The 14,990-nt window shown below is 42.9% G+C and carries 15 protein-coding genes; 6 read left to right on the top strand and 9 right to left on the bottom strand.

All coding sequences use genetic code 11. From position 1 onward, the window contains the following. Positions 1-158: 158 nt before the first annotated feature. Both F6K38_RS08920 and F6K38_RS08925 read right to left on the bottom strand, forming a co-directional pair. Positions 159-971, bottom strand: coding sequence for an RDD family protein (locus tag F6K38_RS08920; protein ID WP_287356471.1), 813 nt, complete (start codon positions 969-971; stop codon positions 159-161). Then, complete coding sequence (locus tag F6K38_RS08925) at positions 959-1,867, bottom strand: hypothetical protein (protein ID WP_008191370.1); 909 nt, start codon at positions 1,865-1,867, stop codon at positions 959-961. The genes F6K38_RS08920 and F6K38_RS08925 overlap by 13 nt, the downstream gene beginning before the upstream one ends. A 79-nt stretch (positions 1,868-1,946) precedes the next feature. Here F6K38_RS08925 and F6K38_RS08930 point away from each other — a divergent pair, with 79 nt between their 5' ends. Continuing rightward, positions 1,947-2,909, top strand: a complete 963-nt coding sequence (locus F6K38_RS08930; protein ID WP_008191372.1) for a stage II sporulation protein M — start codon at positions 1,947-1,949, stop codon at positions 2,907-2,909. A gap of 32 nt (positions 2,910-2,941) precedes the next feature. Here F6K38_RS08930 and F6K38_RS08935 read toward each other — a convergent pair whose 3' ends face one another. From F6K38_RS08935 to F6K38_RS08955, 5 genes are all read right to left on the bottom strand, one after another. Further along, positions 2,942-4,312 (bottom strand): zinc ribbon domain-containing protein, encoded by a 1,371-nt coding sequence (locus F6K38_RS08935; RefSeq protein ID WP_008191375.1) that lies wholly within the window; start codon positions 4,310-4,312, stop codon positions 2,942-2,944. Positions 4,313-4,455: 143 nt separating this feature from the next. Next, on the bottom strand, positions 4,456-5,862 hold the full coding sequence (locus F6K38_RS08940; protein WP_008191377.1) for a DUF58 domain-containing protein: 1,407 nt from the start codon (positions 5,860-5,862) through the stop codon (positions 4,456-4,458). Between the two features lie 31 nt (positions 5,863-5,893). Next, complete coding sequence (locus tag F6K38_RS08945) at positions 5,894-6,844, bottom strand: AAA family ATPase (RefSeq protein WP_008191379.1); 951 nt, start codon at positions 6,842-6,844, stop codon at positions 5,894-5,896. A 135-nt stretch (positions 6,845-6,979) separates the two neighbouring features. Beyond that, positions 6,980-8,098 (bottom strand): DUF4350 domain-containing protein, encoded by a 1,119-nt coding sequence (locus F6K38_RS08950; RefSeq protein WP_008191383.1) that lies wholly within the window; start codon positions 8,096-8,098, stop codon positions 6,980-6,982. A 41-nt stretch (positions 8,099-8,139) separates the two neighbouring features. Then, positions 8,140-8,775, bottom strand: a complete 636-nt coding sequence (locus tag F6K38_RS08955) for a DUF4129 domain-containing protein (RefSeq protein WP_008191386.1) — start codon at positions 8,773-8,775, stop codon at positions 8,140-8,142. A gap of 163 nt (positions 8,776-8,938) precedes the next feature. Between F6K38_RS08955 and F6K38_RS08960 the strand changes: the two genes are divergently transcribed. Then, a complete protein-coding gene (locus F6K38_RS08960; RefSeq protein ID WP_008191388.1) occupies positions 8,939-9,373 on the top strand; it encodes an SRPBCC domain-containing protein in 435 nt (144 codons plus the stop codon). A 115-nt stretch (positions 9,374-9,488) separates the two neighbouring features. On the opposite strand, the gene F6K38_RS08965 is transcribed toward F6K38_RS08960, so the two are convergent. Then, complete coding sequence (locus F6K38_RS08965) at positions 9,489-9,662, bottom strand: hypothetical protein (protein WP_008191390.1); 174 nt, start codon at positions 9,660-9,662, stop codon at positions 9,489-9,491. A 682-nt stretch (positions 9,663-10,344) separates the two neighbouring features. Here F6K38_RS08965 and F6K38_RS08970 point away from each other — a divergent pair. Continuing rightward, entirely contained in the window at positions 10,345-10,485 is a 141-nt protein-coding gene (locus F6K38_RS08970; protein ID WP_154659988.1) for a hypothetical protein, read from the top strand. 24 nt (positions 10,486-10,509) lie between these two features. On the opposite strand, the gene F6K38_RS08975 is transcribed toward F6K38_RS08970, so the two are convergent. Continuing rightward, complete coding sequence (locus F6K38_RS08975; protein ID WP_008191396.1) at positions 10,510-12,222, bottom strand: dynamin family protein; 1,713 nt, start codon at positions 12,220-12,222, stop codon at positions 10,510-10,512. Positions 12,223-12,402: 180 nt separating this feature from the next. Between F6K38_RS08975 and F6K38_RS08980 the strand changes: the two genes are divergently transcribed. The 3 genes from F6K38_RS08980 (at position 12,403) to F6K38_RS08990 (ending at position 14,966) form a co-directional block, all read left to right on the top strand. Continuing rightward, positions 12,403-12,600, top strand: a complete 198-nt coding sequence (locus tag F6K38_RS08980) for a hypothetical protein (protein WP_131826841.1) — start codon at positions 12,403-12,405, stop codon at positions 12,598-12,600. 307 nt (positions 12,601-12,907) lie between these two features. After that, positions 12,908-13,924: a PD-(D/E)XK nuclease family transposase gene (locus F6K38_RS08985; protein WP_287356473.1), complete on the top strand. Its 1,017-nt coding sequence runs from the start codon at positions 12,908-12,910 to the stop codon at positions 13,922-13,924. Between the two features lie 76 nt (positions 13,925-14,000). Next, on the top strand, positions 14,001-14,966 hold the full coding sequence (locus tag F6K38_RS08990) for an Rpn family recombination-promoting nuclease/putative transposase (protein WP_287356475.1): 966 nt from the start codon (positions 14,001-14,003) through the stop codon (positions 14,964-14,966). Positions 14,967-14,990 lie beyond the last annotated feature (24 nt).

Consider the following 14,990-nt stretch of genomic DNA (forward strand, 5'->3'; position numbering starts at 1 on the left):
AGTACAATAGTAGCGACATTAATTTAGCCTTACAAGCCTAAAATCCGGTTTTTTACCAGATTTTAGGGAATCATCCGTCTTAACTCTTGAGTGCATAGGGTATTTTGTTCCCAGATAACCAACCCATGGCTCAAGCTGGAGCAAGGGTGCGTGGGTCACTAATCCTGGGATGATAACTGCTGATAGGCAAGGTACACAGCCTCCAGAAACAAGTTAGCCGTGACAACTGACGGTACCTTTTCCAAGGCAATCATGTCTTTGACCTGATCAGCCAGTTGTCGGCTTAACTTCGCTTTTGCCTGAAATGTCATTGCCTCGCGCCGCTGCAAATACTCTCGAATCATAGCAAAGTCTTCTGGTTGCAAGGGGGAGAAATCTGCCTGGGTTTGGAGCTGATTGGCTAAGGCTTGAGCCTGATCGGAGATCTCGAAGCTAGCAGAAGCCATAGGCTGCTCTTCTTGGACTACCAGGGTTCCTGCTAACCAATCTCCCAAGCGTTTCTCTCCCTTGCTAAAGATAATTAAAAATACTCCCAGGAACCATAAATCATCAACAGGTCTCAGCAAAGCACGTAGGGTAGCTTGCTGTAGTCTCACTGGTCTAGCATCATCACGAATGACACGAATTTTGCCATAGCGCTTACCCGGTGTTTGTCCCTGCCATAGGGTTTCAAACAAAACGAAATAACCCACGTAAATCGAGAAAGTAATAAATAGATAAATTGCTAATAGCCAAAACCCTAAATCATTAATACCAAAAAAATAGTCTAATAAGTCCAGCAGTTGGGAAGATAAAAAGCCCCAAGCAATTAGAAATACTAATAAAATTAATCCTAAGACAATATAATCAATTAGCAAGGCATAAGCTCGACTGCCAATCCCTGCTAAGGTTAATTCTAATTCAACACTTTCTGGGGTTTGTATAGTGACTCGATTAAAAAAATTAATCGGTGTTGAGCTTAGCTTCCCCATAGCTGTAAATCTATGCCTTCTTTACGACTACATAGATCGTAGTATATCACTGATTTAATCGCTTGCCAGAAAGGAACCAACAAGGCACCACTAGCAAAGCTCAACCCAAAAACTAGCACTAAATAAAGCCAGATAAAAATTGCTGATTCTTGAGGAAACAAAAGAGATAATAGAGTTTGTATGATGAATGTAGCTATCTGTACAGCAATCGAAATTGGTAGTGATATTAAAAATCCAACAACTACTATCCCTTGAATACGTAATATAAATCCCTGAGTTAATTTCCAGCTGCGACCAATGGCTGCCCTGGCACCGATAGAATTTTCTATAGCCAGGGTTATTTCATAAATCAACAACCGAGATATAAACCAGATAAATCCAAATAAAAAAGCAATCATAAAAATACTCAAAACCAGAAATCCTATGATAAGCATAGCAACACTATTCTCAGGGAGAGTATCGAGACTATCTAAAATAGTACTGCTATTCCCAGAAATTGAAGCAAGGACTCCGATCAAGATACTAAGAAGAACAATAATTACCATTATTGCCACCCAAGTTATCAAGGATACTAGGATTGCTGCTCCAAACGTTATCAAGGATACTAGGATGCCTGCTCTGAGAAAACTCCACATCCGAGCATTGACATGGCGGCGAGCCTCATTCACTGTTTCTGGACGTTCAATGATTTCCCTAAAGGCTAGACGTGAAATTAGCCCAAACATGGCACAAAACTTAGCCCAGCCATATATGGGAACTAATAGCCATAGATAACCGATAAAAGCTAGACGATAATATAACTTAAAATTGTCGCGGTAGATCCGCAAACCGACATTAACGACATTACCAATACTGAGTGGTCCTAAAGATTGGTTGGGACTAGGCTCATAAGACATGGGTCGATGGGGCTATTGATGGCAAGACAAGTTTTAACGCTATCTTAAGGGAGGTTTAGGAAAATTACACGGAAACTTTATGAATATTAAACGTTGGATTGGGCGGCGGGAAGCAAATTGGAAACAGTTGGATACTCTCCTGCAACAAGTGGAGAAACGAGGAATCAAGTCTTTGCCAGCATCCCAAATCAAGGAACTCGCTAGTTTGTATCGCTCCGTCTCAGCGGATTTAGCCCGTGCTAGAACTAACCAAGTAGGCCATACCCTGGTCAAGGATTTACAACGACTCACCTCTCGGGGCTATAACCAGGTTTATCAAGGTTCTCGCCGTCAAGACTGGCAAGGCTTAGGGGAGTTTTGTCGGTGGGGTTTCCCTGCTGTAGTGCAACAGACGTGGAGTTATATTGCGATCGCAACCGCAGTGTTTCTGCTCGGAGCCTTAATTGCCTGGTGGTTGGCTTGGCAAGATCCAGTGTTTATCTCCCTGGTGGTTCCGGAACAGTTAATTGAACAAGTACGCGATCGCCAGGAATTGTGGATGGGTTCGATTTTGGGCATGAAACCCTTAGCCTCCAGTGGCATTATGATTAACAATATATCGGTATGCTTTCGGGCAGTGGCTGGTGGGATTACCTGCGGTGCCTTTACCCTATATATCATGGCATTCAACGGAATACTGATTGGTGCCATTGGAACCTTAGTGGGTCAAAATAACTTAGCTTATCCCTTCTGGGCATTTGTGTTTCCCCATGGTTCCCTGGAATTACCCGCTATCTTCTTTGCTGGTGGAGCTGGTTTACTCATCGCTAGAGCAATTCTGTTTCCAGGCCAATATCGCCGGGTAGATGCATTGAAATTTTATGGCTCCCAAGCGGCTCAGTTGATGTTTGGGATTGTGCCGATGTTGATTATTGCTGGTATTATTGAAGGGTTTTTATCTCCCAGTCCCTTAGTGCCATCATTCCTCAAGTATTTGGTTGGAATCGGACTGTTTACCCTTTTGGTTATATATTGTAGTAGTCAGAAACTTGAGGATACATGAAGCTTCCACCACCTGAACGAGGTGGTGGTGTCCTATGCTAACCTGGAACTACCCCTAGTCCACAGGTCACACAAGCACGCCCAGCTTCTAGGCGGTCGTCCAGAGCTTTTGCTGGAACGACCCTCGTTGCTATTTCTACGAACGAGTTTAAGCACACCTCTAGCACCGATGTTGTAAGCACCGTTTAAATCTGCATTAAACCGCTTACCTGAAGGGAAGGTTGCCTTGGAGTATTGTTGGGAATTTCGTTTGACCGTACCAGAGCCATCAAAAGCCAACTTTGAAGTATAGGCAGCAACAACCTCTATTACTCTGCCACCTAATTCAGCCCATTTCATTTCCGTGAAGCTGCGAATTTTTGCTTTGAGCCATCCGTGGAATCTTTGCCTTAAATTAGAGCGCTTTTTCCCACCTCTTGGCTTCCACCCCAAAAGATTCTCAAAGACAATTGCTAAGGCCGTAGGCCACGCTACGCGAACAGAATTAAACTTTTCAGCAATCTCTACAATCCGCTTGGAGACAACATGGCTAATTTGATTATTAATTCTTTGGCACTTTTGATAAGTCTTGGAGCAAAACCCTTTATGCAGTTTTCCTCCTCTGCCCATCGTTTTTGATGCTCTTTTTGATACGGACTTTAGTCGTTTATCCCTGCGGTCTATGTCTCTTCCAAGGTGAAGAAAATCACGATGGATTACAGTGCCGTCATGGGTTACGACTGCTACGGTAGCAGTAGTGTTTATACCTAAATCTACCGCAGTAACATTAGCCTCTGGTTTGCGTTTTTCTGGCTTACAAGTGAATGGAACAGACAGATGGCAGCACCTATCATTGAAAATCAACGACGGAGACATCATTTTGTTTGTAGTCACCTGGTGGCGCTCTCTTAAACCGGTGATTTGAACCATAGTCCAGACCCAGTTTTGGCCATCAAAAACTTTGATTTCTACTTGGTCGAAACCATGCAGCTTGTAACACTGTCCTTTGTACAAAGCTGGATAGCAGCCAGTATCAGCATTTAATCTTGGTGGCTTACTATCTCTTCTTTTTCGACTACCAGATTGCCATTCGCGGTATCGAGTTACATAGCTACTAACCTGCCCAGCTGCAAATGCAATTGCTGCTCGACGGTAGTAACTAGGAAACTTATAAAAAGTCTTATTGAACTGGGGATATTTTATGTCAGGTCGCTTGGCTGTTTGGTGCATTAGCCGCTCAACAGCAGGAGTTAATTGATCTGCTGTTAAATTGCCAAGCTCAGACCAATGAGTATAAATAATACCAACCAAATACCGACAAGCGCGGCGATATACTTTAACCGTTTCCCCTAATAGTAGTTTTTGATCGGGGGTCGGACTAAGTTGCCACTTGTCAGTTCGTATAACTTTAGTTGGCGTTTTCACTGGTTTAATAAAATCTCCTATAGTTAATATTTTAACCTACAAAAGATAAGATGGCAATCGACTTATCAATGCTCCTTGACCCCCACCTGAGCGTTCGCGCAGCGTGGCCTACGGCCAGGTGGGGGAATGCGTCGCATGTTTGTTCAAAGTAGATTCCGAGCTTTAACTCGTAAGTAGCTCTCAACCAGTTGCTGACTAATCTGATTCGCTGGTGCATCCAAGACCAAAACTCCTTTTTGCTTCAACCGGGCAAAGGCAACTTGGCGCTGGGCAATTAAATCCAGAGCCACAGCACGGGTATAAGCGGCTTGCCCCGGGTCAGGGTTGAGATCAACACTAATGCTATTTCTCCCCTGGGCCTGGTATTCCCTGTGCCAAAGCTGGTCTTCACTAGGAATTTTCTCTAACTCAGCTGTATTAGGCGGAGTGTGCGCCAATTGGTCAACAAGGGGGTCTCGAAGGGTGACACAAAACGGTAAGTAGCGAGGGGTGAGGCGTTCTAGGGCTGCTAGCAATTCAGCGGAAGCAGTAACATCCACGATGTCTGTAATCAGTACGACTAAAGCACGACGAGTTTGCTGATTCACGAGTTTTGATACAGCACCAAAATAGTCCGGTTCTAATAACACTGGCTGAATCGGAGTGAGGCGTTCTATGAGTTTCGATAGTTGATGTTGACCCCGTTCTGGTGGAATCCAGGTCGTTATGTCTCGATCGAAGACACCCACGCCCACGCGATCGCCCCGATGTAACCCAGCTAATGCTAGGGCTAGAGTACTATTCAATCCCCAATCAAACCGCTTCAGTTGAAGTACCTGTGCAGTCATCAACCGTCCCCGGTCCAGTAATATAATTAAAGTCTGCTCTTTTTCCGGTTCCAGCACCCTTACTAAAGGGCGAGAGCGGCGAGCGGTGGCTTTCCAATCAATCAGGCGAGTGTCATCACCAATGCCATAGTCCCGCAGTTCAGCAAATTCTGTGCCACCACCCAAGCGTCGGGAACGGCCGATGGTACCAGTATTTTCCAGGGTCAGGCGAATAGAAAGCGATCGCAAACTAACTAAGTCTGGATAAACTGCTACGTTCTGACTCCCTGGGATTTTCCAATCATGCCACACCAAGCCCCAAGGACTCAACTGGCGCACGTGAATATCTCCCCAGTGAAACTGACCTCGCTTGGCTGGGTGAACCGTATAGGTTAGTTCCTTGTTACTATTCCGGTCAAGGGTAGCAGTGATGGTTGGGGTGGAAACAGCAAACTCTAATGGATAGTAGTCCTTAATCAGAATTCGAGCAACCTGATTTCTAGATTCCACTGACAGCACGATCGGATTATCTCGCCCAATGGATAACCGTTGTAAAGGGGTGCGGGTTACCTTGACTCGGTTAGGTTTGACCCGTTTTCCATCCCATAAGGCTATACCAAGGACAATTCCATCAAAGACAAGAGTACTAATTAGACTGATTTGCTGATTAAAAACAGTAGCGAGTAATAATGCGATCGCAATACCTAGTATTAACAGTAAATAGGTTCGTTGTGAGGGAATCATAATTTTTTTTGAGTGCTGAGTGCTGAGCCACTCACCTAGGCACTGGAACTTGCTTGAGTAATGAAGCTATTACGCTATCGATCTGTAACCCATCTAACTGCACCTCTGGTTTCAGAATCAGACGGTGACGGAGTAGAGGGAGTGCGATCGCTTTTACATCATCCGGTGTCACATAATCCCGTCCTGATAACACAGCTTGGGCTTTACTGGTTTGTAACCAAGCTACAGCAGCTCTCGGGGATGCTCCCAAGGCTAAATCAGGATTTTGCCTGGTTTGCTGAACTAAGGCTAGCAAATAATCCAGCACCTTCTCGTCTACTTGGACAGCTTTAACCTCTTGACGAGCACTCAAAATTTGTTCTACAGTTGCTAGAGGTTTCAGACGTTCTAAATCCAAACGGCGTCCACGAAATCCTTTCTGAGTATTGAGCAACATTTGCTTTTCTGCCGCTGCATCTGGGTAATCCACTACCAGCTTGAATAAAAATCGGTCTAACTGAGCTTCTGGTAGGGGATAGGTGCCTTCAAATTCTAGAGAGTTTTGGGTAGCAATCACCCAAAACAATTCAGATAGGGGCAATGTTTCCCCGTCCAAGGTGACTTGCTGCTCTTCCATTGCCTCTAGCAGCGCTGCTTGGGTTTTGGGTGGGGTGCGGTTAATTTCATCAGCTAGCAAAATCTCAGTAAAGACTGGTCCCTTTTTGAGGGTAAAGTTGCGGGTATTCAGGTCAAAGATATTGGTTCCTAAAATATCCGATGGTAGAATATCTGGGGTTAACTGAATCCGCCGAAATTCGGCTTGGATTAGCCTTGCTAAAACTTTGACAAGCAAGGTTTTACCGGTTCCTGGTACCCCCTCAATAATGACATGTCCACCACTAAGCAACGCTACGAGTAACTGTTCGACTAGGGTGGATTGACCGACAATTATTTTGCCAAGGGTTTGCTTGAGGCGGTTCAAGACAGGGATATCATTGCTCATTTGGGTTGATTCGCTATCCTGTGGGACAGTTTTCGTGGTACCACAATAGCATGGGCAAACTCTGGTTGATTGGGGTTGGGATTAGTTAGCTTGGTATGCGGTAGTTTACACAATCGGGCAGTTCTGATAATCCCATCAATCAACACGAATTTGCTGCCATTTTCCCAACCATTTTAGTAAGTCTGACTCCCTAATACGACGTTTACTAGATTGAATTTCCAGCAATTGTTTCAGTTCTGTAGCTGGACGTCCAGTTTGCTCAACCCAAGCATCAATTAGAGCTTGATCCTCAAGCAGAGTCTGTCCTAATCCCAGTGCTTTTTGCAGTTGCAGTTGTTCGTCTTTTCCCACAACTTCCAACACAAACTCACTGCTGCCTGCTTTTTGCAAAACACCTGCTAATGCTCGGATGTAGGCTTCGCTGTTATCCACCACTGGTTCAGATAAGGTCAATGGTTGTCCAAAGCGGCGATTCAGAGCCCAGATGGCAACCAGAAGAATGATTAATCCTTGGATAAAGGCTGGCAACAGAGGGGTTTTCGCTAAATAACTGAATAGAGTCTCACCTACCTCTCGCTTGATCACATCTACATCTTTGTAACCGTGGAGGTATTCATCCACCCAAACGGGATTTTGCTTAGTTAAATTCCCCTCTGCTTTCAAGGGAGTAACCAGTTGGGCTAATAATTCATAGTTAGCCGGAAAGTCCTGATAGGCATTGGCAGCCAGATCCGATGTAGTGGCAAAGATAACTCTACCATCACCAATAGGCTTTTCCCAAACCACAGCACCAAAGCGATCGCTTAAAATTTTCTTCCCCTGATTACCCTTGTATCGCCGCCTGGTGTTAACCTTAACCTTTCCCGTGGAAGCCTCTTGGAGAGTACTAAAAGCAGCGTCAGTAACCGGCTGCTTGACTCCCAAAATCACCATCCTATTGCCCTGTTTAATCCATTCTCGCTCTTTACCATAAATAGCATCTACTGTCAACCAACTAGTGACACGCAATAAGGTAACCGAGCCTTGAGCATCCGTCTGATTCGCTAAATCCTCAAAGGGTTTTTGCCAACGCTGTACAGGAGTTCCCCGTTTTGCCATGTAAGCGTACCAAGCGCCATAGCCATAGGGAGCGCGGCTGTAAGTAGAACCGCTATTGATTTTATTATTAGCTGGAGCAGCTACCAGGGTAATCATCATTAGTACCACGATTGCGATCGCACTAATTACCCCTAACCGACGCTTAGGAAATTTCATCCTTCATCCTTGGCCTTTCACCCACGCTACGCGAACATACTTTATCCTTGGCCTTTCGGCCACGCTACGCGAACAACCTTCATCTGTTGATAAGCCTCCTTGCACCGTTCAAAAACCTGACTAGAGACTTCGGCGTTACTAAAACACAACTGCTGGTGGGTGATCAGTAAGATTTGGTATGGTTTAGGTTGCGGTAATTGCTGGATGAGTTGTAGATATTCTCCATCCGTGCGACTAGGATGGCGAGGGGCAATGCCAGTATCGTGTAATTGCTGCAACATCCCCATATACAAGCAACGACAGGCTTCCCTGTAGTTAGCCTGCTGCTGATAGTTTTGCGATCGCTCCCACCAATTGACCACTGATAATTCTCGAACTGGTCGTTTTGTCACTCTGTTTGCAGCTTGAGTAAGTTGTTGGTAATAAGAAATAATATAAGGATGTAATGCTCTGATCAGTCGCACCCCTAGCCAGCTTAGGATTACAGCCACAAGTAACCAAAACGTTATCCTAATCCCCTGGCCTAGTATAGGAGACAGTAACCAAGATGGCAGTGAGCTTTGGGGTTGGTCAAGAGGCACCTGAGACATTGTCAGCTCCCACCACTCCCCGAATTGTCGTTGCAGCAGCTGCAACTGCCAATCCAAACTGTTTTTTTCAAAGGAACCAGTAGACATAAGATACTGATAACTAATAATATCAAACAGCGGATTTAGGGCATGGATTAAGTCATCCGTGCATCCGTGTTATTATTGTGTGTAGTCCACCCTTCTATGCTTTCCCATTTACCATAATCTAAAATAACAGTACTTGAAGCCGGTAAAACTGCTATTTACTAACATGACAAGTCTCTATACTGACATTGAGATCAATGTCCCAAGGCAGAAGGTTTGGCAAATTTTGTTCCATAAACAGCAGTGGAAGTACTGGAACACATTTCTGTTTGATTGTGACTCAACTTTACGGTTTGAGCAGGGGAAAGAAGTCTTTCTGTCGCTGCGACGGCTTCCCAATGAAGAAGAGACAGAATTTGAGCCATTGGTGACACAACTTCAGCCTGGTGTGTGTCTAAGTTGGGTGTCTTCTATCCCTGGCTTTCGTAGTGAATGTGTATTTGATTTGCAAGAAATAGGAGTGGGTCGTACCAAATACGTCCACAAACACTCTTATTCCGGTATATTGTCTCGGGTGTTTCTACCGTTTATCCGAGAGGATGAGTTACGAGGTATTAAACGAATGGCATGGGAGTTGAAGCGTTATGCTGAGGGGTTTTAGAACGTTAGTATGGCGCTAGCACACGCTTAATCCGGGTGAAGTGTTAAAGATGACACTGTAGACACTAACGACTTAACCACACCCGGAAGCACTGGTTTACCAGACAAGTAATCCCTTAGTCAAGATAGCCCATTAGTTCATCTGTCCCTTCACTAACATTTGTAGCAATAGGACGATTTTGGGGTAATGGCTTTACGCTCAGCTGTTTCCTATCGATGTATCCAGAGGATCCAGTTCCTTTAGCAGTGAATTGGAGTTCCTTGTCTTTATTGCTATCTGTGCTGCTCATATCCCTCCTGGGACTCCTGAGTTAGAGTCAAAAATACCTTATTATATAGCTAAGTCTGGTCTAAGTTGACCAAGTTAGGCTTACATTGACACTCCCCACGGCGCTTATGCCGGGGGATTCTTGCTTCGACGAACTGACTTTAATACACAAGGGTTTTGCCGTTCCTCGCACCGAATAACCGTGTACAAACGTATTATCTAGTTTGAGCAAGTGTACCCAGCGGTCTGATCTCCACAAGCGTACTGGAATAAGTCATCCAGGGTTTGGGCGTGCCCCGCCCTACCTTTCACTAAAAAAACTAACTTTGGCGCTTTGGTCGGTACTCTGTCGAGTCCATGCGTTTTAAGGGTTTTTCGCTCCCTTGCTACTACCATCGCTTTACGTCGTAGATTAATTGGTGATACCGACGAATTTTCACCTGTGGTAGGCCAGCCATAGCATTATAACATAAATAAAAGAAATAAAACGCCGAATCGCTCAATACTTTAAAAGCTCAATTCTTTTAAGTGAGGGGTCAGACTAACCCCGTATCTAAAGCTAGAGGCGTATAGACCTCACCCCTGAAACTACCCAATTTTTCACTCAAGGTTATACTATCACATTTGATAGCCTTTCTATAGCTAAAGTTGCTAGAACTACCACAGCCACAGTGCTCCCCCGTGATGTTTAGTAGATTTTGGGATTGATTGAGAGATCAGTACAGTTACCAGTAAAGCTAGCAATACAGCTACCAGTTAAAGCTATTCAGGGCATGAGTACTCTAGATGTTGGCCTCAACAACTATGATTGTGCCAGCAATAGTGAACAGATTCATCGGCCATAACCCAATAGTTACGGCCAATAACCATTAATCATTACTAATCACTAATAAATCTCTAGCCTTGCTCTGGATTGTTCTATAGTCCTTAAGGATTGGTTCTAGTCCTTCTTCTTCTTTTTCAACATAATCGTCTAAATCTCCAAATACTCTTTTAATTTCTTCATAAATCAGAGTACACTTTAAGGTAAGTTGCTGATGAATATCAGATATCAACTTAGTTTTATCACTCTCTAATTTTTTGCCAATCTTGCTAATTATCATTCTTCTTTTCAGATAAAGCGCTCCCCCGGAGACTAAAATTCCAACTCCGGCAAACGCAGCACCGATAAGATCCAATATTACTATTTCCGTTATCGCCATAAATAGGCCAGCAATTACTGTTACTGCCGCTCCACCTAATATATTGGTAGCGACTCCACTAGCGTTTGATTTTAAGGAATTGATAAACTCAGCATCTTCAAGGAGCTTAGACGCTTTTTGCTTAACGTCTTCAAACACCTCATGACGGCGCTCCATAACTCGGATAGATAGATTGCTATTACTGGAATAATTCTGGATAGTCTCCAAATCTTGTATTAACGAATCAATTAGGTTTTTAATATCCCCTAAAAAATGGAGTGTCCCCTCTTTTAAGGTTTCTTCTAACGAGAGCTGTAGCTCTGGTTCATACTTAGCCTTGATCTGATCGATCCAGGCTTGGATTGAGGCATTTTTCTTAACGGTACCAACAACGGACTTATTGATTAGTTTAGGAAAGGTGAAACCAGCGCTAAAATCAGATTTTATTTGCTCAGCAACTAGATCATAGTTGGCAGCCAACTTATCCACCAGTTTAGTAATGTCATCTTGAGACTTTTTTTCACCGACAGCTAGTTTAGTTTTGATTCGTTCTACTGATGATTTATCCAGCTCTAGTTGCCGTTGGATAGATTTTAATTCATGCTCTAATTCATCAATCACGTTTTGAGTGCGATCGCTAATTGATTTAAGTTTAATTTTGTAAGTCTCCCCACCGGTAACCATATCATTAATAAATCCTCTCACTTCCCTAAACCCACTCCCCTCTTCATTTCCATTGTTTTCTAATTCCGCTGATGTCGCAAAAACTATAGGAGACTCAATATGTCGTTGACTAGCATAGTCTTTAACTCTCTGAGTATTTCGGCTTAATTCTTCTGGTTTAGTTAAATCAGACTGTTGAAGTATAAAGACTACTTTTTTACGCCATTGCTCACTAACATAATCCAGGAGTTCCCAAGCTGTTTTATGATAGGGATTCTTAGCGAAGAAGACAAAAAACACTAAATCACTGTTAGGAATATAGTTTTCAGTAATCTCTTGGTGGTTTTCCAGAATCGTATTCGTTCCAGGAGTATCGACAATTGATAAAGTTTTCAAGATATCAATGGGTAAACCAATTTTTCGTAACGTTGGGCTAATTTCTTTTTCAAACTGCTCCTCTGAATAAACAATTTTTTGAATAACATCCGTACATGGCTCAACATCAGTTTGACAAATTTTTTCTTGAATTATGGCATTAATAAAGCTACTTTTTCCGGCTTTTACTTCTCCAACAATAACTAACAAAAACGGTTCATTACTATTTTTTTGTATCGTCCTTATTTTTGACTGTAATTCCGGTTTATTGATTTGAATAACAAATTTATGCAAATCTTGTAATAGGTCATCAATATAAAGTTTGTGGTTGTACAATACTTGATCAATAATTTGATTGTTCATTAATCTTACTCCCCTAGATTATACTATCCTAAATTAGGACCAAATAATTAGTCAATTTTCTAGCTATGGTAGATTGATTATAGTTTTTTTAAAAGGATATCGCCAAAAACACTGATCAGGTAAACATTCAGCTCTCAGCTGTCAGGGATCATCCCTTGATTAGTCATTAATCAGTAGTCATTGGTCATTTGTCTAATGCGATCGCGAAGCTGTTCCTTGTTCCGTTCGCGAACGGAACATCGCATCTTAACAAGACTCAGCCGTCAGCCGTCAACATATTTCACTCGACTCTGGTTTGCGTTCGCGAACGGAACATGGCATCTTAACAAGACTCAGCCATCAGGGATTACCCCTGAATATTATTTCACTCGATTCTAGTTTGCGTTCGCGAACGGAACATCGCATTATGAATCGGGGGGTAGAGTCCCAATGTTGACGAGACCCGAATCCCCTCATATCGTTGTAAATTTTCTCGAAGTGCTGACGCAGTTGAGGAAGAATAACCTTTAAAATCTCTCTCACGGTAACCAACTCAAATGGACAAAATTCGCTTATTGCTTATTGTTTCAGTTTAATCCCTCTTGGCTAGGTTTGTCTAAAGACCATTGCTCAGGACTGAGCCACTGATCCAGTATAATCAAATTAAGTCGAGATGGCATAGTGCTTGTAGATAGCAAGACTAATCATGGCAGCAACACACATACGCTTTGACTGGGCGATCAAAAAACAACTGCGAGATAAAGCTAATTATGTTGTCCTCGAAGGCTTTATCAGCGAATTACTCGGGGAAGTGATTACCATTGAATCGATATTAGAAAGCGAAAGTAATCGAGGGACACAAGACAATAAACTCAACCGGGTGGATATTCTAGCTCTCAATAGTGCGGGAGAGTTATTGCTGGTGGAGGTGCAAAATAGTTCGGAAAATGATTACTTTCAGCGGATGTTATTTGGAGTTTCGACTCTGATTACCGAATATCTGGATAAAGGAGAGCCTTATAGTAAAGTCAAAAAGGTCTACTCCATTAATATAGTTTACTTTCCCCTCGGCCAAGGAGAAGATTACATATATGAGGGGAAATTAGATTTTATCGGACGTCATATCCAGGATAGACTAGAGCCATCAAATCTCCAGAAGGAGTTGTTCAAAATTGAGCAGGTGTACCAGATATTTCCGGAATATTACATCTTGAGAGTGAAACAGTTTAATGATGTGACTAGAAACAGTTTGGATGAATGGATATATTTCCTGAAAAATAGTGAAATCAGGGAAGACTTCCAAGCCAGGGGATTAGCCCAAGCCAAAGAAAACCTGAGGATTGAGAATCTCCCGAATACAGAAAAGGCAGCCTATCAGAAATATCTGGAAGATAAACGGTATGAAATTAGTATGCTGGAAGGGGCAGAGGCAGTCGGAGAATTAAGGGGTAGAGAAGAGGGCATAAAACAGGGTAGAGAACAGGGCATAAAACAGGGAATAAAACAGGGCATAGAACAGGGCATAGAACAGGGCATAGAACAGGGCATAAAACAAGAACGTCGTGCTAGCTTGGAGCGAATACTCCAACTAAGATTTGGAACGATTCCTTCAGAGATATCTGGTAAAATCCAAGGCTTAGATATCCAACAACTGGACAACTTGATGGCAACGGCATTAACAGCTAGTTCTTTAGATGAGTTTAGCCAACATCTGCCGAAGTAATGGCCAGGTGTTAAACTAGAAGTCTAAAGGAAATTAAGTCGAGATGGCATAGTGCTTGTAGATAGCAAGACTAATCATGGCAGCAACACACATACGCTTTGACTGGGCGATCAAAAAACAACTGCGGGATAAAGCTAATTATGTTGTCCTCGAAGGCTTTATCAGCGAATTACTCGGGGAAGTGATTACCATTGAATCGATATTAGAAAGCGAAAGTAATCGAGGGACACAAGACAATAAACTCAACCGGGTGGATATTCTAGCTCTCAATAGTGCGGGAGAGTTATTGCTGGTGGAGGTGCAAAATAGTTCGGAAAATGATTACTTTCAGCGGATGTTATTTGGAGTTTCGACTCTGATTACCGAATATCTGGATAAAGGAGAGCCTTATAGTAAAGTCAAAAAGGTCTACTCCATTAATATAGTTTACTTTCCCCTCGGCCAAGGAGAAGATTACATATATGAGGGGAAATTAGATTTTATCGGACGTCATATCCAGGATAGACTAGAGCCATCAAATCTCCAGAAGGAGTTGTTCAAAATTGAGCAGGTGTACCAGATATTTCCCGAATATTACATCTTGAGAGTGAAACAGTTTAATGATGTGACTAGAAACAGTTTGGATGAATGGATATATTTCCTGAAAAATAGTGAAATCAAGGAGGAATTCCAAGCCAGGGGATTAGCCCAAGCCAAGGAAAACCTGAGGATTGAGAGTCTACCAAATACAGAAAAGGCAGCCTATCAGAAATATCTGGAAGATAAACGGTATGAAATTAGTATGCTAGAAGGGGCAGAGGCAGTCGGAGAATTAAGGGGCAGAGAAGAGGGCATAAAACAGGGTAGAGAAGAGGGGATATTAGAAGGCATTCAACAAGAACGTCGTGCTAACTTGGAGCGAATACTCCAACTACGATTTGGAACGATTCCTTCAAAGATATCTGAAACAATACAAGGCTTAAATATCCAACAACTGGACACCTTAATGACAACGGCATTAACAGCTAATTCTTTAGATGAGTTTAGCCAACATCTGCCTTAACCATTGAACCTACCCTAATAGGGA

Source organism: Moorena sp. SIO3B2 (assembly GCF_010692525.1).
Classification (GTDB): Bacteria; Cyanobacteriota; Cyanobacteriia; order Cyanobacteriales; family Coleofasciculaceae; genus Moorena; species Moorena producens.

What these genes read in the sequence shown, in the direction of transcription:
- F6K38_RS08920 (WP_287356471.1), bottom strand. Translation starts at nt 971, where the DNA reads ATGGGGAAGCTAAGCTCAACACCGATTAATTTTTTTAATCGAGTCACT.
- F6K38_RS08925 (WP_008191370.1), bottom strand. Translation starts at nt 1,867, where the DNA reads ATGTCTTATGAGCCTAGTCCCAACCAATCTTTAGGACCACTCAGTATT.
- F6K38_RS08930 (WP_008191372.1), top strand. Translation starts at nt 1,947, where the DNA reads ATGAATATTAAACGTTGGATTGGGCGGCGGGAAGCAAATTGGAAACAG.
- F6K38_RS08940 (WP_008191377.1), bottom strand. Translation starts at nt 5,862, where the DNA reads ATGATTCCCTCACAACGAACCTATTTACTGTTAATACTAGGTATTGCG.
- F6K38_RS08945 (WP_008191379.1), bottom strand. Translation starts at nt 6,844, where the DNA reads ATGAGCAATGATATCCCTGTCTTGAACCGCCTCAAGCAAACCCTTGGC.
- F6K38_RS08950 (WP_008191383.1), bottom strand. Translation starts at nt 8,098, where the DNA reads ATGAAATTTCCTAAGCGTCGGTTAGGGGTAATTAGTGCGATCGCAATC.
- F6K38_RS08955 (WP_008191386.1), bottom strand. Translation starts at nt 8,775, where the DNA reads ATGTCTACTGGTTCCTTTGAAAAAAACAGTTTGGATTGGCAGTTGCAG.
- F6K38_RS08960 (WP_008191388.1), top strand. Translation starts at nt 8,939, where the DNA reads ATGACAAGTCTCTATACTGACATTGAGATCAATGTCCCAAGGCAGAAG.
- F6K38_RS08965 (WP_008191390.1), bottom strand. Translation starts at nt 9,662, where the DNA reads ATGAGCAGCACAGATAGCAATAAAGACAAGGAACTCCAATTCACTGCT.
- F6K38_RS08975 (WP_008191396.1), bottom strand. Translation starts at nt 12,222, where the DNA reads ATGAACAATCAAATTATTGATCAAGTATTGTACAACCACAAACTTTAT.
- F6K38_RS08985 (WP_287356473.1), top strand. Translation starts at nt 12,908, where the DNA reads ATGGCAGCAACACACATACGCTTTGACTGGGCGATCAAAAAACAACTG.
- F6K38_RS08990 (WP_287356475.1), top strand. Translation starts at nt 14,001, where the DNA reads ATGGCAGCAACACACATACGCTTTGACTGGGCGATCAAAAAACAACTG.